The organism is Streptomyces sp. NPDC002309 (assembly GCF_053593375.1).
This window is the reverse complement of record NZ_JBSFCI010000009.1, coordinates 41,593-57,187: the sequence shown is the minus strand read 5'-3', so window position 1 is coordinate 57,187 and position 15,595 is coordinate 41,593. Positions and strand designations below refer to the sequence as shown.

The window sequence follows — 15,595 nt, the reverse complement described above, 5'->3', positions numbered from 1 at the left end:
TACGACAGCCCGGGTGGTTACTCCCGTATCGCCCGTCATGACCCGCCCCCACCCCATCCGATACGGGCATTTGGCCCGCTTTGTCGCAGAAGTCGTCGGACTAGGCGTCCCCGTACGCCTCCCCGCCCAGCTCGAACCCCGCGGTGCCCGCGGTCGCGTCCGCGAGCCAGGACCGGAAGGCGTCCACGTCGGCGTCGGGAAGCCCGATCTCGATCGTGACCGCCTCCCCGTAGCGCACGTCCCGCACCTCGCGCCCGGTGGCGCGCAGGTCGTTCTGGACCTTGCCCGCGCGCTGGTGGTCGACGGTCACCGTGGCCAGCCGGAAGCGGCGCCGGGTGAGGGTGCCGAGGTCGTCGAGGGCCTCGCCGACCGCTCCGCCGTACGCCCGGATGAGCCCGCCCGCGCCGAGCTTGACCCCGCCGTAGTAGCGGGTGACGACGGCGACGACGTAGCGCATGTCGCGGCGGAGCAGCATCTGGAGCATGGGGACGCCGGCGGTGCCGCCCGGTTCCCCGTCGTCGCTCGCCTTCTGGACCTCGGCGCCGGCGCCGATGACGTACGCCCAGCAGTTGTGCGAGGCGTCGGCGTGCTCCTTGCGCACGGCGGAGACGAACTCCTGCGCCTCCCGCTCCGTGGCGGCCGGAGCCAGGGCGCACAGGAAGCGCGAGCGGTTGACCTCGGTTTCGTGCACGCCCGGGCGGGGGACCGTGCGGTACTCGTCCTGCATCCGGTCAGCCTATGCGCTGTACGCGTCCACCTCGTCGGGTGAGCCGGTATCCCCGCAGGGCCGCGGCCTCCGCCTCGCCGGGTGAGCCCACGCCCCCGGAGGGGCGCACCTCTCCGGAGGGCCGCCCTTCCCGGTGAGGTGCGGCCCTACTTCTTCCTCCCCCTCGGCACCAGCATCTCCGTCAGCAGCGCCTCACCGGGGCCCAGCGCGTGCCATCCGCTCTCGTGCGCGGCGAGCACCGCGAGAGCCGAGGTGGGGAACTTCACCCGCATCCGGTCCAGCGCGTCACCGACGCCGTCCCCGGCGAGCGACAGGACCAGTTCCTCGAGGCCGGGGTTGTGCCCGACCAGGAGCAGCGTGTGCACCTCGGGCGGCACCTTGCGCACGGCGGCGAGCAGTTCGGGCACCTCGGCACCGTAGAGCACGTGGTCGTAGCGCACCGGCGCCGGTGTGGCCCACTGCGCCGACGCCAGCTGCCAGGTCTGGCGGGCGCGTACGGCGGTGGAGCACAGGGCGAGGTCGGGCAGGCAGTCGGTCTCGGCGAGCACGCGACCGGCGGCCGGCGCGTCCCGCAGGCCCCTGGGCGCGAGCGGGCGCTCGTGGTCGGCGACATCCGGCGGCCGGGCGGACTTGGCGTGCCTCAGCACGACCAGCCGGCGCAGCGGGGAGCCTCCCGCGCGCGCGGTCATGCCGACGCTCCCACTTCGCGGGTCAGTTCGAGTCCGAGCAGCCGGTCGGCGTAGGCGTAGGTCTCGAAGCGCGCTCCGTCCGGCAGGTCGGTGCCGCTCTCCACCCGCCGCAGGACGCGCAGCACCGAGGGCACGTCCAGGTCGTCCTCCCAGGCGGCACGGAGCTGTCCGCGTACCGCCTCGGGGACCGGCCGGGAGGGACGTCGGGCCCAGTCGGCGACGGCCCGGCGCCAGCGTGCGAGCGTGTCGCGGGCCTCGTCCAGGACCGGGGCGTCCACGCGCGCGGGATCGCCGTGGCGCCGCGAGAGCAGCGCCAGACGCAGCACCGCGGGGTCGTCCCCGGCCCGCGTCCCCGGGCCGTGGAAGACGGGGGCCACCTCGACGCGGGGCCCGTCCGGGGTCACCCCGCCCTCCCCCACCACATGGATGACCTGCCCGTCCCCGAGCCCGGCCCCGGCGTCGTGGCGGTCCTCGAAGGGCCGGACACCGAGACCGGCCGCGGCCTCGCGGACCTGTGCCCGGTCCCGTTCCCCGGAGAGCAGCCCCCACACCGGGGTACCGCCCAGCTCCAGGGCGCGGACCAGTACGTCCGCGACCAACATGACGCGCGGGGCGGTGGCGTCGAGGGCGGGCACGTGGGCCTCGACACAGATCAGCCCCCGCCGGGTCAGGGAGGCGTCGACGGGTTCTCCGGTCCGGGCGTCGATGAGGCGAAGCACGCCAGTGAGCCTAGGCGCGCCGACGGCCTTGCGCACGGCACATGTTCCGGTCGGCGCGCTGGAAAGGCTCCCTGACCGTCCGCCAGGACGGAGATCCGGTACGCGAGCGGCTCCGGGAATCCTGGCGTGCGCTCGCCCGTTGCAGTACGTGACGACGAGACGACATGGCCGAAGGAGGCCCCTGGTGTACGGCGACGACGCGACGGTCCGCAGGATTCTCACCGAGCTGGGCGACACCTGGGCGGTGGTGGGCCTGTCGTCGAACCCGTCCCGGGCCGCCTACGGGGTCGCCCAGGTGCTCCAGGGGTTCGGCAAGCGGATCGTGCCGGTGCACCCCAAGGCGGAGACGGTGCACGGCGAACAGGGCTACGCATCCCTCGCCGACATCCCCTTCGCCGTGGACGTGGTCGACGTCTTCGTCAACGCCGACCTGGCGGGCGCGGTCGCCGACGAGGCGGTCACCAAGGGCGCGAAGGCGGTCTGGTTCCAGCTCGGCGTCGTCGACGAGGCCGCCTACGAGCGCACCCGCGCCGCCGGTCTCGCCATGGTGATGGACCGCTGCCCCGCGATCGAGATACCGCGCCTCGGCTGACAGTGGCCGTCCGGTGACCGGCCTGCACTGCGACGTCCGGAGACTCCGCTGACGCTGAGGCGGCCTCCGGGGACGCCACGGCGGCGCCCCCGGCCTCGTCCTCCTCAGGGGCCGACGCCACGATGCTCGCGTGGTGGTCATGTCCTCCCGCCGCTCCGACTCCGCCGCTCCACAGCGCTCTTCGGTCGTCGTGGTGGGCGCGGGCCCCGCCGGTATGACGCTCGGCAGCATCCTGCGGACCCGTTCCGCCGACCGTGTCGTGCTGGCGGCGGGCAGCGGGGAGTCCATCGAGCAGCAGCCACGTGCCGGGGCGCTGGAGGAGCGGGGCCGTCGCGGCCCGAAACGGCGGGGCCTTGCCGGGAACCTGCTGGAGCGGGCTGCGCCGCCTCGTCACCTCCCCGGTGGCCGCCTCCGGTCTCACGGAGCGGTACCTGGGCGCGGACTCCGGGTTCCGCGCCCGGCGCGGGCGACCGTCCCCGGCCCTCAGTCGTGCTCCGGTCGCCCGGTGAGCCGGTGGTCGGCGAGGTTCAGCGCCTCGTCGACGACTCTGCGCAGATGGCCGTCGCACAGGGCGTAGATCACGCGGCGGCCCTCCTTGCGCGTGGTCACCAGCCCCGCGAGCCGTAGCCGTGCCAGATGCTGGCTCACCGCGGGACGGGCCGCGCCGCAGGTCTCGGTGAGCGTCGAGACGTCCGCCTCGCCCGTGCTCAGGGCGTGCAGCAGCGTGAGGCGGGTGCGGTCGCCGAGCAGGGCGAGCAGTTCGGCGGCGAGCGCGAACTGCTCCTCGCCGGGGGTGCGCGGATGCGCATCCTGCGCAGATGACAGGTGCATGCGTGCGCTCATACGCACATGATGGCCTCCGGGTGCGGGTATGTCCACCACCGAGGGGCCACACCCCCGTCACCACCGCGCACCGGAAGGGGATCCCCGTGAGCGACCACCACGAGCACGAGCACCGCTCCCCCACCGGTCCGCGGCACCGGCTGGGTCACCTCCTCACTCCGCACTCCCACGACACCGCGGACAAGGTCGACTCCGCCCTGGAGACCTCGGCCCGCGGGATGCGCGCCCTGTGGGTCTCGCTCGCCGTGCTCGGTGCGACCGCGCTCGCGCAGGCCGTGGTGGTCATGGTGTCCGGGTCGGTGGCGCTGCTGGGCGACACGGTGCACAACACCGCCGACGCGCTGACGGCCGTACCGCTCGGGATCGCCTTCGTACTGGGCCGGCGCGCGGCCACCCGGCGCTTCACGTACGGCTACGGGCGCGCGGAGGACCTGGCGGGCATCGTGATCGTGCTGACGATCGCCGCGTCGGCCGCGTTCGCGGGATGGACGGCGATCGAACGGCTGCTGGACCCGCGGCCTGTCCAGCATGTCCCCGCCGTGGCGGTGGCGGCCCTGGTCGGTTTCGCGGGCAACGAATGGGTGGCCCGCTACCGGATCCGCGTCGGCAGGTCGATCGGCTCGGCCGCGCTGGTGGCCGACGGACTGCACGCGCGGACCGACGGGTTCACGTCACTGGCCGTGCTGCTGGGCGCGGGCGGCGCGGCGGTCGGCTGGCAACTGGCCGACCCGGTCGTGGGGCTGGCCATCACCGCGGCGATCACGCTGGTGCTGCGGGACGCGGCCCGAGAGGTGTTCCGGCGGGTGCTGGACGCCGTCGACCCCGCCTTGGTGGACCGCGCCGAGCGGGCGCTGCGGACGGTGCCGGGCGTGCAGGGGGTGGGCGAGCTGCGGTTGCGCTGGGTCGGGCACCGGCTGCGGGCCGAGGTGGCGGTGGTGGTGGACGGCGACGTGACGCTGCGGCAGGCCCACGCGATCGCCGTCGCGGCGGAACACGCCCTGTTGCACGCCGTACCGCGTCTCGTCGCGGCGCTGGTGCACGCCGATCCGGCGCACGCGCCCGGCGAGGCGGACCCGCATCTGCCGCTGGCCCATCACACCACGGCGTGACGGCCGAGTCAGGCCGTCCCCAGCCCCTCCAGGACCACCGCGCGGGGAAGTTCCGCGAAGGCCTTGCCCGGCACCAGCAGCTTGCCGCGCCGGCGGCCGCTGCCGACCAGGACGTACGGCAGGTCGACCACGGCCGAGTCGACCAGCAGCGGCCAGTCGACGGGCAGCCCGACCGGGGTGATGCCGCCGTACTCCATGCCGGTCTCGCCGGTCGCCGTGTCCATCGGGGCGAACGACGCCTTACGGGCCCCGAGTTGCCGGCGGACCACGCCGTTGACGTCGACGCGGGTGGTGGAGAGGACCACGCAGGCGGCCAGTGTGGTCTCGCCACCGCGCTTGCCCGCCACGACCACGCAGTTCGCCGACTGCTCCAGGAGCTCCCGTCCGTAGTGCTCCACGAAGACCTCCGTGTCGGCCCATCGCGGGTCGGTCTCGACGTAGACGATCTGCTCGGCGGGGACGCTGCCGTGCCAGTGCCGTACGGCGTCGGCGACCGGGCCGATCAGGTCGTCGAGGCAGTCGGGGGCGGGCGTCGCCTGGTCGAAGCGTCCGATGGGTGCGCGCATGTCCGCACGCTAACAGCCGGTCCGCGAGCGGCGGCGGGGCGTCTCGGTGCACGGGCGGCACCGACGCCGTCGCCGGTGAGCGGGCCAGTGAACTCCCCACGGTGACCTACGGCGTGGTGCGTCGCGTCATTCACCGAACCGTACTGCGAGACATCCCGCCGAGTCGGACCTACCGGCCGGCCGAGTCAGGCCTCGAACCGCGTCACGCCTCCCGCTCCAGTTCGGCCAGCCGCTCGACCGTCTCCTCGTCGAGGGCTGCGAGCGCGCGCAACTCGTCCGGGGTCACCCCGGACGGTATCGGCACCGGCGCCGGTGTCCGCAACGGCGGTTGCCAGCCGTCGGACGGCGTCCAGCGCCGTACGACCCGGGCGGGCGCCCCCGCCACGACGGCGTGGTCGGGCACCACCCCTCGCACCACCGCACCGGCGGCCACCACCACGTTCCGTCCGATCCGCGCGCCCGGCAGGATCACCGCGCCGGTGCCGATCCAGCAGCCCGGACCGATCTCCACCGGCTCCATCCGGGGCCACTGCCTGCCGATGGGCTGGTGCGGGTCGTCGTACGAATGGTTCGTGGACGTGACGTAGACGTAGGGACCGAAGTAGCAGTCGCTGCCGATGGTGACCGTCGTGTCGGCGATGACGTGACTGCCCCGGCCGAGGACCACACCGTCCCCGATGCGCAGGATGGGCTCCGGGCCGAGGTCGAGGTCGGGCATCAGACCGGCGGTCAGGGTGACCTGCTCACCGACGATGCAATGGGCGCCGAGGTGGATCCAGGGTTCGCCGAAGACCGTGCCCAGCGGGAAGGCGAGCCTGGTACCCGTTCCCATCGCGCCGAAGCGGAACCTTCCGGGGTGCGCGGCGGTGACGGACGCCGTGCGCTGCACCCACGCCCAGCCCGCGTGAACGGCCCGCTGCACTTGGCGGCGGCGCCAGGATGAGAACGTGTTCTTGCGCTTCGGCACCCGCTCACGTTACTCAGCGCGGGGTGCGGCCATGATGCCGTGGGGCTGTGATCTTCGCCCCACGGCGTGGCGTACCGTTCCCCCGTACGCGACGACGAGGGAGCTGGGATGACGCACCAGGCACTGATCACCGGCATCGGCGGCAAGGAGCCGCGGGTCGATCAGGAGGCGTTCGTCGCACCGACGGCCGCGGTGATCGGGGACGTGACGCTGGGGGCCGGCGCGAGCGTCTGGTACGGGGCCGTGCTGCGCGGGGACGTCGAGCGGATCTCCGTGGGCGCGAGCAGCAACGTGCAGGACAACTGCACGCTGCACGCCGATCCCGGGTTCCCGGTGAGCGTCGGCGAGCGGGTGTCGATCGGGCACAACGCCGTGGTGCACGGGGCGACCGTCGAGGACGACTGCCTGATCGGGATGGGGGCCACCGTGCTCAACGGGGCCGTGATCGGGGCGGGTTCGCTCGTCGCGGCTCAGGCGCTGGTGCCGCAGGGGATGGTGGTGCCGCCGGGGTCGCTGGTGGCGGGGGTTCCGGCGAAGGTGCGGCGGGAGCTGAGTGCCGAGGAGCGGGAGGGCGTGACGCTCAACGGGACGATGTACGCGGAGCTGGGCAAGGCCCACCGGGACGTCCACGGGGCGTGACGTGGTCCGCGGTGGGCGCGGGCGGGACCGGTCGCGCGGTTCGCCGGGGCGGTCGAGCGGCCTGCCGGCCGCCGTCGGCCGGGCGACTGACGCAGGTCCACCGACCGCCGGACGACCGGCCCACGCAACTCCACCGGCCACGACCGCCGCACGACCCACGCAGCTCCACCGGCCACCCGCTCCCCGGAGCCGCCGACGTGGGCCTCCTGGTCTACTCCGCCGCACCGACAGGTTCGGGCTCCGCGACCGGCCGCGACCGCGTCACCCTCCCGGCCTTGCGCTTCATGAGCAGCATCGAGGTGAGGCCGAGCAGGACCGCCAGCACCAGGCCGACCCACGAGAAGCGCTTCAGCCACGCCTCGGCGACCACGCCCACGTAGTAGATGACCGCCGTCGTGCCGCCCGCCCACAGGATGCCGCCGAAGACGTTGGCGATCAGGAACTTCCAGTACGGCATGCGCAGCACGCCCGCGAGCGGGCCGGCGAAGATGCGCAGCAGGGCGACGAACCGGCCGAAGAAGACGGCCCACATGCCCCACTTCTCGAAGGAGCGCTCGGCCGTGGCGATGTGCGCCTCGCTGAAGTGTTTCGGGAACTTCCTGCCGAGCCTGGCGAGGAGCGGGCGTCCGCCCTTGCGGCCGATCGCGTAGCCGATGGAGTCACCGATGATCGCGCCGGCGCTGGCGCAGGCGCCGAGGACGACCGGGTCGATGTCGCCGTGCTGGGAGGCGAGCAGCGCCGAGGAGACCAGGACGATCTCGCCCGGCAGCGGGATGCCCAGGCTCTCCAGGCCGATGACGACTCCCACCAGCGCGTAGACGGCGACCGCCGGTACGGTCTCGAGCCACTCCTGGACGTGCACGGCCGGTTCCTCCCGAATTCGCGCCCCTGGTGCGGACGGCGTGCGTCCGGGAGCCGGGCGCACGCCGCGCAGCCTACCGGGTCACGACGACGCTCCCGGGTCTCACCGATCGCGCCTGTACCCCTGTCGCACGGGCGGGTCCACGACGGGCGAACGGGGTCACCCTCGGCGGGGTGACCCCGCGCCGGAGGGGACCTCCGTCATGGCGTCCGCCGTGGCCACGGCGGCGGTCGGGGGCCTGCCCACGGTGGCTCTCAGCTGTTGGGGCGCAGCGTCCACACCACGGTCATCTCCGTGGTCACCGCCCCGTCCTCGCGCTGGATGGCGACGGCCACGGGGAACTCGGGGCGCTTGCCCTCGTCGAGTTCGGCGACGACCTCGGCGGCCGGTCGTCCGAGGGTCGCGGTGGCCGTGACGGGGCCCAGGGCGATCTTCTTGAACGCGATCTCGGCGTGGACCGGGAGCGGCACGGCACGCGAGAGCTGGTCGCCGAACGCGGCCAGCACGATCGCGCCACTGGCCGACTCGCCCAGCGTGAACATGGCACCCGCGTGCGGCCCGCCGACGTGATTGCGGTACTCGCTCTGGTCCGGCAGGGCCAGCACGGCCTTCTCGGGGGTGGTCTCCAGGTACTCCAGGTTCAGCGTCCGAACCATCGGCACCGTGGCGGCGAGCAACTCGCCGATCGACATCTGATCTGCGCTCATGGCCGCATGTTACCCATGGGTAGCCCGGACTGGCCAGATCCGCGTCCCGATCGCCGTAGCGGCGCCCGGCATGCGGCCGGGGGCGCGGTCCCGCGGAAATCCCGAATTGCTACGTCCCTGACAAAACCCGGTGACCGAATCGTGTCCCTGGCCCTACTAGGGTTACCGCTCATGTGGCCAGGAGAGCAGCCGCCCGGGGGCGAGCAGAACCCGCAAGGACAGAACAACCCGTATCAGCAGCCGGGTTACCAGCAGCCGAATCCGTATCAGCAGGCCGGATACCAACAGCCCAACCCCTACGCGCAGCAGCCGCAGTGGGGCACGCCCGCGTCGATGGGGCCCCCGCAGCCGCAGCCCGGCGGGAGCGGCGGCGGCAACCGGACGAAGCTGGTCGCGATCATCGCGGCCTCCGCCGTGGTCCTGACCGCGGGCGTCACGGGCTTCCTGGTCCTCGGCGGTGACAAGGACGACAAGGCCGACGGCGGCGACAAGCCGAAAGCGAGCCAGTCGCCGTCGAAGTCCGCGGAGCCCAGCGATTCCGCCTCGGGGTCGGACGACAACCCGCGCGACAACGAGGGCCTGAAGCCGACGATCGACGGCTGGAAGGTCGTCATCAACCCCAAGCGCGGCGTCGCCTTCGACGTGCCGGCGGACTGGGAGGTCGAGTCGCCGGGGGTCACGATCGGCTTCGAGGACGACAAGGCGGACGACCTCAAGCCGCTGATCGTGATGTCGGCGCCGGCCTACTACAAGTCGAAGTGGTGCACGTCCGACGAGAACAAGGACGGCCGGACGGAGGACACCCACCTGGCCGCCGTGGGCACCAAGGGCGCCGACGGGGCCAAGAACACCGACGAGGTCGCCGTCAACACGGTCGCCTGGTGGGTCTACGGCGGCTACACCCAGCCGGACAAGAAGAGCATGAAGTTCGATGAGAAGGCCGAGCCCTACACCACCACGTCGGGTATCGAGGGCAGCATCGCCTGGGCCGAGTCGACGAACACGCCCCAGAAGGGCAAGTGCGCCAGCGACGGCAAGGCGGCCACGTTCGGCTTCAAGAACTCCGTGGGCGACTTCGTGTCGTGGAACTTCTACGGAGCCAAGGGCGTCAAGGACGAGGTGCCCAAGGAGACGATCATGCAGATCCTGAGCACCGTACGGCTGCACGGGGAGCCCACCGAAGGCTGACGCACAATCGGTTTGGCAAGTCGGGGGTCGGGCGGTGATAGTCGGCCGGTGAACACCGTCTCCAAAGCCTCCCGCCCCGGCAGACCCTCCTGGGCGGGACGCAACTACAGCCTGCTGACCGCCGCCGCGGTCGTCACCCACCTCGGCAGCAACGGCGCGCTCGTCGCCGCCGCGTTCGCGGTGCTGGAGGCGGGCGGTGACGCGGGTGACGTGGGCCTCGTCGCCGCCGCCCGCACCGTGCCGCTGGTGCTCTTCCTGCTGATAGGGGGCGCGGTCGCGGACCGGCTGCCCCGGCATCACGTGATGGTCGCCGCGAACGCCCTCAACTGTGTCTCACAGGGCCTGTTCGCCGTGCTGGTCCTCGCGGGGGAGGCCCAGCTGTGGCACATGATGCTGCTCAGCGCGCTCGGCGGCACCGGACAGGCGTTTTTCAGCCCCGCCGCCGAGGGCATGCTGATGTCCTCCGTGCAGGGCGATCAGGTGAGCCGCGCGTTCGCGGTGTTCCGGATGGCGATGCAGGGGGCGGCCCTCGGTGGTGCGGCCGTCGGCGGCGCGATGGTCGCCGCCATCGGACCGGGCTGGGTGCTGGCCGCCGACGCCGTCGCCTTCGCCGTCGCCGGTGCGCTGCGCGCCTTTCTCGACGTCAGCCACATCCCTGCGCGCGAGCCGGGCGGCGGACTGCTCGCCGATCTGCGGGAGGGCTGGCAGGAGGTCGCAGGGCGGCCCTGGCTGTGGAGCGTCGTCATCCAGTTCTCGATCGCCAACGCGGTCGTGGCGGCGGCCGAAGCCGTCTACGGCCCGCTGGTCGCCCGTGACCATCTGGGCGGAGCCGCGCCCTGGGGCCTGGCCCTGGGCTTCTTCGCCGGGGGCACGGTTCTCGGCGCGCTGCTGATGACCCGGTGGAAACCGCGCCGGCTGCTCCTCGCAGGCACCCTGGGCGTCTTCCCGCTGGCGCTGCCGTCCGCGGCGCTGGCGGTGCCGGCGCCCGTCTGGGGCCTGTGCGCGGTGATGCTGGTGACCGGGGTGACGCTGGAGATCTTCGGCGTCTCCTGGATGACGGCCCTGCATCAGGAGATCCCGGAGAACAAGCTCTCGCGCGTCGCGGCCTACGACTGGTTCGGCTCGGTCGCGATGGTTCCGCTGGCGACGGCGATGGCGGGCCCCACCGAGGTGGCGTTCGGGCGGACGACGGCACTGTGGGGCTGCGCGACGCTCGTCGTCGTGGTCACGGCGGCGGTGCTGTGCGTCCCGGACGTACGGAATCTGCGGCGCCGTACCCACCACGTGGCCATGGGCGCGCAGGGCACGAAGCGCTCACAGGACACACGGGACGCACAAGCCACGCCGGCTTCAGCCGATGCCGAACGTCCCGTCGGGGGGCTCGGGTGAGGGGACGGCGTCCGCGTCCCCGACCGGCCGCGCGTCCCCGATGAACGCCCTCAGCGCGCAACCGTGTTCCACGCGGGCCGGGAAGGCGTCGGCGGCGGTGCGGCGCGCCAGCGCGGTTGTGTCGAGCGGACGGTGGGCGGCGACCAGCACCGCGTTGCCGAACCGCCGCCCGCGCAGCACCGCCGGCTCGGCGATCAGAGCGAGTTCGGGGAAGACGGTGGCGAACGTCGCGAGCTGCGAGCGGAGGAACGCGAACGGCGCGGCGTCGGCCAGATTGGCCATGTACACCCCGCCGGGACGCAGTACCCGCACGACCTCACGGGCGTAGCCGACGGAGGTGAACCCGGCCGGCACCCGTGAGCCGCCGAAGACGTCGCCGACGACGACGTCCACCGAGTCCGCCGGGGCACCGGCCAGCCAGTCCCGGGCGTCCGCGACGTGCAACGCGACGTCCGCGCCCGCATCGAGGGGCAGATACTCCCCCACCAGTTCAGCCAGCCCCAGGTCGGCCTCCACGACCTCCTGCCGCGACCCCGCCCGCGTCGCCGCCACGTACCGCGGCAGGGTGAGCGCGCCCCCGCCCAGGTGCGCCACGTCCAGCGGCCGGCCCGGCTCCGCGACGCCGTCCAGCACATGCCCGATCCGGCGCACGTACTCGAACTCGAGATGCGTCGGCTCGTCGAGGTCGACGTAGGACTGCGGGGCGCCGTCGACGGTCAGCAGCCAGGCCCGCTCCCGGTCGACGTCCGGCATGAGCTTCGCGGTGCCGTGATCGACGACTCGGCTGACGGGTATCTGGTCACTCACGGGCTCCATTGTGCCGGTGCGGGCGCCGGTGCCGGGACGGGCTCCATTGTGCCGGTGCGGGCGCCCGTGCCGGGACGGTGCGGGGTCTCCCTCGCGGAGGAGACCCCGCACCGTCGCGCGCGCCTCAGCCCACGGCCGTCACCGTGCCGGCGCCGACCGTCCGTCCGCCCTCGCGGATCGCGAAGCCGAGACCGGGCTCCAGGGGCACCTCCCGCCCCAGTTCCACGCTCAACGTCACCGTCTCCCCGGGCCGCGCGACGGCGACCCCGCCCAGGTCGACGTCGCCCACCACGTCCGCGGTGCGGATGTAGAACTGCGGCCGGTACCCGGTGGTGAGCGGCGTCGTACGCCCGCCCTCGCGCGCCGACAACACGTACACCTGCGCGGAGAACCGGCGTCGCGGCACCACGCTGTCCGGCGCGGCGACCACATGCCCCCGGCGCACCGCATCCCGGGGCACCCCGCGCAGCAGCAACGCCACGTTGTCCCCGGCCTGCGCCTCCTCCATCGGCTTGCCGAACGTCTCCAGTCCGGTGACGACGGACGACACGCCGGCCCCGAGCACCTCGACCCGGTCGCCGACCCGGACCGTGCCGCGCTCGACGGCCCCGGTGACGACCGTGCCGCGCCCGGTGATGGTCAGCACGTTCTCCACGGGCAGCAGGAAGGGCGCGTCGAGGTACCGCTCCGGCATCGGCACATAGGTGTCCACCGCGTCCAGCAGCGCCTCGACGGACGCGGTCCACCGGGGGTCGCCCTCCAGCGCCCGCAGCCCGGACACCCGTACGACCGGCACGGAGTCGCCCCCGTAGCCGTGCCGGGTGAGCAGGTCGCGCACCTCCAGCTCGACGAGGTCGATGAGCTCCTCGTCGCCGGAGTCGGCCTTGTTGAGGGCGACGACGATGTGGTCGACGCCCACCTGCCGGGCGAGCAGCACGTGCTCGGCGGTCTGCGGCATGACCCCGTCGAGCGCGGAGACGACGAGGATCGCCCCGTCGAGCTGCGCCGCGCCGGTGACCATGTTCTTGACGTAGTCGGCGTGGCCGGGCATGTCCACGTGCGCGTAGTGCCGGGTGTCGGTCTCGTACTCGACGTGCGCGATGTTGATGGTGATGCCGCGGGCGGCCTCCTCCGGGGCGCGGTCGATGCGGTCGAAGGGCACGAACGTGCCGGTGCCCCGCTCGGCGAGGACCTTGGTGATGGCGGCCGTCAGCGTGGTCTTGCCGTGGTCGACGTGACCCATGGTGCCGATGTTCAGATGCGGTTTGGTCCGCACGTAAGCCGTCTTGGGCATGGCGATACCTCGAAGCGTCTCGATGGTGACGGGGACCCCGGTGACCGGCCGACCCTCCCCCTGCGGGGTCCGCCGGACGTTCCGGGGAGGGTCAGCTTCGGGCGCCGTCGACAGCGGCCTGGAGGATCAGGACGGCAGCCTTCGGGGCATCCGCGACCGCGGATGCTGCGAGGTGGAAGGCGTACCGGAACATGACGTCGATACTCGCCGACGCCGCCCGGCGCGTCGAATGATTTACCGGGACCGTCCGGCGGAACAGGAGCGGCCGACACGTCGAGGCGGGCGACCGGTCGACGCCGGGTCAGGGGCCGATGTTCTTCAGCGCCTCGCGCACCGACAGCGGCGCGAACCGCCCCCGCTCACGCGCGAGGAAGCCGCGTACGGCGTCGGGATCGGTCTTGGCGTACTCCCGCAGGCTCCAGCCGATCGCCTTGCGGATGAAGAAGTCCGGATGCCCCGACTGGCGCAGGCAGTAGGAGAAGAGGCGTTCGGTGTCGGTGCGCTCCTTGTAGCGCAGTTGGTGGAGCAGGGCCGTCCGGGCGACCCACAGGTCGTCGTCCACGATCCAGGCGTCCATGTCCGGCCCGAGTCCGGGATCGGCGGCGACCAGCGGTCCCACCACGTGCGCGGCCAGCAGGTCGACGGTGTCCCACCACGGGACGGTGGAGACGAGCCGACGGGCCACCGGCAGGAAACCGGAGGAGCAGCGGCTCACATGACGGCGCAGATAGTCGACGGCGAAGTAGTGGAACTCGCGCTCGGGCAGCTCCCAGCAACGCAGCGCGACGGCCGTGCAGTCGGCCTCGTCCGGGCGGGGCGTGCCCTCGATGACCGTGCGGGACAGGGTGCGGCGCACGGGCGTGGTCAGACCGAGGAAGGGCGCGACATCCTTCATGTACGCCCGCATGGGCGCCGCGCGCGCCGGATCGGCCGCCGCGGTGTAGGCGGCGGTGAGCCGGGGCAACAGCGTGTCGGCGAGAGGGCTGCGCGGGACACCCGCCGTTCGCGCACCTGTGACGCTCATGAGACGAACCATACGGCGATCACACATATCCGTCGGTTAGGGTCGCTCAATGCTCGATGCCCACACCCGCTCTGGGGGCACCGCACCGGCCTCTCCCCGGGCCACTGCCACCGAACTCGCGGTGACCGCCACGGAAATCGCCACCGCCCGCCCCGTCTCCGGCGGTACGGCGGCCGTCCGCCCCGGCTTCGCCGCCCGCTGCGCGAGATTCCTGCTGTCGCCGTGGGCCCGCTTCTCCGTCCTCGTCGCTTTGCTGGTGGGGGCCGCGGCGACGGTGCTCCTCTTCGAGCCGCAGCGGCTGCTCGCACACGGCTGGCCACCGCAGCTCGGCGGCGTCGTGGCCGCACTCGTCTTCGCGGTCGCGTACGGACTGATCACCGTGGCGTTCGTGCCGCGGCCCCTGCTCAACCTTGCGGCGGGGGCGCTGTTCGGCTCCGAGTTGGGCATCGCCGCGGCGGTCGCCGGCTCGGTGATCGGCGCCGGGATGGCCTTCGGGCTGGGCCGGTTCCTGGGCCAGGACGCGCTGCGGCCACTGCTGCGCGGCAAGTTCCTGAGGACCGTCGACCGGCAGTTCAGCCGCCACGGCTTCCGCTCGATGCTGGCCGTGCGGCTGTTCCCGGGCGTGCCGTTCTGGGCGGCGAACTACTGCGCCGCCGTCTCCAAGATGGGCTGGCTGCCCTTCCTGCTCGCGACGGCGCTCGGCTCGCTGCCGAACACGGCCGCGTATGTCGTCGCCGGCGCGCGGGCCTCGACACCGACGTCACCCGTGTTCCTGATCGCGATGGCCGCGATCGCGATCCCGGGGCTGGCGGGCGTGGTGGTGGCATGGCGCAAACGCCACCACCTGCGTGGCTGACCCTCGGTCAAAGGCCCTACGGTCGTGGGGCCCACGGCTGTAGGACCTACGAGACCGCAGGGGCAGGCGACCGCAGGGGCGGGCGACCGTAGGACCTGAACCTTGCTGGTTGGAAAATCCAACTCTTGCCTAGACTGGGCCGCATGGCCGCCACCAAGGACCCGCGACCCTGCTCGATCGCCGACACCCTGGCACTCGTCGGCGAGAAGTACTCGCTGCTCGTGCTGCGGGAGGTGCTGCTGGGCAACGGCCGCTTCGACCAGCTCGTGCGCAACATCGGCGCCCCCCGCGACATCATGTCCACGCGGCTGCGCCGCCTGGTCGACGCCGGAATCCTCACCAAGCAGGCCTACAGCGAGCGCCCGCGGCGCTTCGAGTACCGGCCCACCCAGGCGGGCCTCGAACTGCAGCCCGTCCTGCTCACCCTCATGGACTGGGGCGACCGCCATCTGCGCGGGGACGACCGCCCCATGAGCCTCGCACACAGCTGCGGTCAGGAGTTGGTCGCACAGGTCACCTGCGGCTCCTGCGGCGACCCGGTCCGGCACGGAGACCTGACCCCGCATCCCCGCTCCCCGGGCTGGACCGTCACCGGTCCCGCAGCGGCCCGGTAGCTC

The 15,595-nt window shown here is 72.9% G+C and carries 19 protein-coding genes; 8 read left to right on the top strand and 11 right to left on the bottom strand.

The window, feature by feature from the left end:
* Nucleotides 1-100 precede the first annotated feature (100 nt).
* The 3 genes from ACWCPM_RS10290 to ACWCPM_RS10280 all read right to left on the bottom strand — a co-directional run bounded on the left by ACWCPM_RS10290 (nucleotide 101) and on the right by ACWCPM_RS10280 (nucleotide 2,135).
* Nucleotides 101-727 carry a YigZ family protein gene (locus ACWCPM_RS10290; protein ID WP_450975701.1) on the bottom strand — a complete coding sequence of 209 codons (627 nt, stop codon included), beginning with the start codon at nucleotides 725-727 and terminating at the stop codon, nucleotides 101-103.
* 146 nt (nucleotides 728-873) lie between these two features.
* Entirely contained in the window at nucleotides 874-1,416 is a 543-nt protein-coding gene (locus ACWCPM_RS10285) for a SixA phosphatase family protein (protein WP_450975700.1), read from the bottom strand.
* Nucleotides 1,413-2,135: a hypothetical protein gene (locus ACWCPM_RS10280; RefSeq protein ID WP_450975699.1), complete on the bottom strand. Its 723-nt coding sequence runs from the start codon at nucleotides 2,133-2,135 to the stop codon at nucleotides 1,413-1,415. Before ACWCPM_RS10280 ends, ACWCPM_RS10285 begins: the two co-directional genes overlap by 4 nt.
* A gap of 184 nt (nucleotides 2,136-2,319) precedes the next feature.
* Here ACWCPM_RS10280 and ACWCPM_RS10275 point away from each other — a divergent pair, with 184 nt between their 5' ends.
* Entirely contained in the window at nucleotides 2,320-2,727 is a 408-nt protein-coding gene (locus tag ACWCPM_RS10275; RefSeq protein ID WP_450975698.1) for a CoA-binding protein, read from the top strand.
* Between the two features lie 139 nt (nucleotides 2,728-2,866).
* Nucleotides 2,867-3,304, top strand: coding sequence for an FAD-dependent monooxygenase (locus tag ACWCPM_RS10270; protein ID WP_450975823.1), 438 nt, complete (start codon nucleotides 2,867-2,869; stop codon nucleotides 3,302-3,304).
* Here the strand turns inward: ACWCPM_RS10270 and ACWCPM_RS10265 are convergent.
* Complete coding sequence (locus ACWCPM_RS10265) at nucleotides 3,211-3,570, bottom strand: ArsR/SmtB family transcription factor (RefSeq protein WP_450975697.1); 360 nt, start codon at nucleotides 3,568-3,570, stop codon at nucleotides 3,211-3,213. The two genes, ACWCPM_RS10270 and ACWCPM_RS10265, sit on opposite strands and share 94 nt — an antisense overlap.
* Before the next feature lie 86 nt (nucleotides 3,571-3,656).
* On the opposite strand from ACWCPM_RS10265, the gene ACWCPM_RS10260 reads away from it, so the two are divergent.
* Nucleotides 3,657-4,679 carry a cation diffusion facilitator family transporter gene (locus tag ACWCPM_RS10260; protein ID WP_450975696.1) on the top strand — a complete coding sequence of 341 codons (1,023 nt, stop codon included), beginning with the start codon at nucleotides 3,657-3,659 and terminating at the stop codon, nucleotides 4,677-4,679.
* Nucleotides 4,680-4,687: 8 nt separating this feature from the next.
* Here ACWCPM_RS10260 and ACWCPM_RS10255 read toward each other — a convergent pair whose 3' ends face one another.
* Nucleotides 4,688-5,245 (bottom strand): YbaK/EbsC family protein, encoded by a 558-nt coding sequence (locus ACWCPM_RS10255; RefSeq protein ID WP_450975695.1) that lies wholly within the window; start codon nucleotides 5,243-5,245, stop codon nucleotides 4,688-4,690.
* Between the two features lie 202 nt (nucleotides 5,246-5,447).
* Nucleotides 5,448-6,212: an acyltransferase gene (locus ACWCPM_RS10250; protein ID WP_450975694.1), complete on the bottom strand. Its 765-nt coding sequence runs from the start codon at nucleotides 6,210-6,212 to the stop codon at nucleotides 5,448-5,450.
* Between the two features lie 108 nt (nucleotides 6,213-6,320).
* On the opposite strand from ACWCPM_RS10250, the gene ACWCPM_RS10245 reads away from it, so the two are divergent.
* A complete protein-coding gene (locus tag ACWCPM_RS10245) occupies nucleotides 6,321-6,851 on the top strand; it encodes a gamma carbonic anhydrase family protein (protein WP_450975693.1) in 531 nt (176 codons plus the stop codon).
* A gap of 211 nt (nucleotides 6,852-7,062) precedes the next feature.
* Here the strand turns inward: ACWCPM_RS10245 and ACWCPM_RS10240 are convergent, their stop codons facing one another.
* Both ACWCPM_RS10240 and ACWCPM_RS10235 read right to left on the bottom strand, forming a co-directional pair.
* Nucleotides 7,063-7,713 carry a DedA family protein gene (locus tag ACWCPM_RS10240; protein ID WP_450975692.1) on the bottom strand — a complete coding sequence of 217 codons (651 nt, stop codon included), beginning with the start codon at nucleotides 7,711-7,713 and terminating at the stop codon, nucleotides 7,063-7,065.
* A 254-nt stretch (nucleotides 7,714-7,967) separates the two neighbouring features.
* Nucleotides 7,968-8,405 (bottom strand): DUF4442 domain-containing protein, encoded by a 438-nt coding sequence (locus ACWCPM_RS10235; RefSeq protein ID WP_129797489.1) that lies wholly within the window; start codon nucleotides 8,403-8,405, stop codon nucleotides 7,968-7,970.
* Between the two features lie 186 nt (nucleotides 8,406-8,591).
* On the opposite strand from ACWCPM_RS10235, the gene ACWCPM_RS10230 reads away from it, so the two are divergent.
* Both ACWCPM_RS10230 and ACWCPM_RS10225 read left to right on the top strand, forming a co-directional pair.
* Nucleotides 8,592-9,608, top strand: a complete 1,017-nt coding sequence (locus ACWCPM_RS10230) for a hypothetical protein (RefSeq protein ID WP_450975691.1) — start codon at nucleotides 8,592-8,594, stop codon at nucleotides 9,606-9,608.
* A gap of 48 nt (nucleotides 9,609-9,656) precedes the next feature.
* Entirely contained in the window at nucleotides 9,657-10,997 is a 1,341-nt protein-coding gene (locus tag ACWCPM_RS10225) for an MFS transporter (RefSeq protein WP_450975690.1), read from the top strand.
* Here ACWCPM_RS10225 and ACWCPM_RS10220 read toward each other — a convergent pair.
* The 3 genes from ACWCPM_RS10220 to ACWCPM_RS10210 form a co-directional block, all read right to left on the bottom strand.
* Nucleotides 10,959-11,804: a spermidine synthase gene (locus ACWCPM_RS10220; RefSeq protein ID WP_450975689.1), complete on the bottom strand. Its 846-nt coding sequence runs from the start codon at nucleotides 11,802-11,804 to the stop codon at nucleotides 10,959-10,961. The two genes, ACWCPM_RS10225 and ACWCPM_RS10220, sit on opposite strands and share 39 nt — an antisense overlap.
* 124 nt (nucleotides 11,805-11,928) lie before the next feature.
* Nucleotides 11,929-13,098 (bottom strand): elongation factor Tu, encoded by a 1,170-nt coding sequence (gene tuf, locus ACWCPM_RS10215; RefSeq protein WP_450975688.1) that lies wholly within the window; start codon nucleotides 13,096-13,098, stop codon nucleotides 11,929-11,931.
* A gap of 301 nt (nucleotides 13,099-13,399) precedes the next feature.
* Nucleotides 13,400-14,122 carry a DNA alkylation repair protein gene (locus ACWCPM_RS10210; RefSeq protein WP_450975687.1) on the bottom strand — a complete coding sequence of 241 codons (723 nt, stop codon included), beginning with the start codon at nucleotides 14,120-14,122 and terminating at the stop codon, nucleotides 13,400-13,402.
* 49 nt (nucleotides 14,123-14,171) lie between these two features.
* Here ACWCPM_RS10210 and ACWCPM_RS10205 point away from each other — a divergent pair, with 49 nt between their 5' ends.
* A complete protein-coding gene (locus tag ACWCPM_RS10205; RefSeq protein WP_450975686.1) occupies nucleotides 14,172-14,978 on the top strand; it encodes a TVP38/TMEM64 family protein in 807 nt (268 codons plus the stop codon).
* Nucleotides 14,979-15,121: 143 nt separating this feature from the next.
* A complete protein-coding gene (locus ACWCPM_RS10200; RefSeq protein ID WP_450975685.1) occupies nucleotides 15,122-15,592 on the top strand; it encodes a winged helix-turn-helix transcriptional regulator in 471 nt (156 codons plus the stop codon).
* Nucleotides 15,593-15,595 lie beyond the last annotated feature (3 nt).

Excerpts from the sequence above, each read along its gene's own strand:
- ACWCPM_RS10235 (WP_129797489.1), bottom strand. The coding sequence starts at position 8,405 with ATGTCGATCGGCGAGTTGCTCGCCGCCACGGTGCCGATGGTTCGGACG.
- ACWCPM_RS10265 (WP_450975697.1), bottom strand. The coding sequence starts at position 3,570 with ATGAGCGCACGCATGCACCTGTCATCTGCGCAGGATGCGCATCCGCGC.
- ACWCPM_RS10255 (WP_450975695.1), bottom strand. The coding sequence starts at position 5,245 with ATGCGCGCACCCATCGGACGCTTCGACCAGGCGACGCCCGCCCCCGAC.
- ACWCPM_RS10285 (WP_450975700.1), bottom strand. The coding sequence starts at position 1,416 with ATGACCGCGCGCGCGGGAGGCTCCCCGCTGCGCCGGCTGGTCGTGCTG.
- tuf (WP_450975688.1), bottom strand. The coding sequence starts at position 13,098 with ATGCCCAAGACGGCTTACGTGCGGACCAAACCGCATCTGAACATCGGC.
- ACWCPM_RS10205 (WP_450975686.1), top strand. The coding sequence starts at position 14,172 with ATGCTCGATGCCCACACCCGCTCTGGGGGCACCGCACCGGCCTCTCCC.
- ACWCPM_RS10245 (WP_450975693.1), top strand. The coding sequence starts at position 6,321 with ATGACGCACCAGGCACTGATCACCGGCATCGGCGGCAAGGAGCCGCGG.
- ACWCPM_RS10230 (WP_450975691.1), top strand. The coding sequence starts at position 8,592 with ATGTGGCCAGGAGAGCAGCCGCCCGGGGGCGAGCAGAACCCGCAAGGA.
- ACWCPM_RS10210 (WP_450975687.1), bottom strand. The coding sequence starts at position 14,122 with ATGAGCGTCACAGGTGCGCGAACGGCGGGTGTCCCGCGCAGCCCTCTC.
- ACWCPM_RS10270 (WP_450975823.1), top strand. The coding sequence starts at position 2,867 with ATGTCCTCCCGCCGCTCCGACTCCGCCGCTCCACAGCGCTCTTCGGTC.
- ACWCPM_RS10290 (WP_450975701.1), bottom strand. The coding sequence starts at position 727 with ATGCAGGACGAGTACCGCACGGTCCCCCGCCCGGGCGTGCACGAAACC.
- ACWCPM_RS10200 (WP_450975685.1), top strand. The coding sequence starts at position 15,122 with ATGGCCGCCACCAAGGACCCGCGACCCTGCTCGATCGCCGACACCCTG.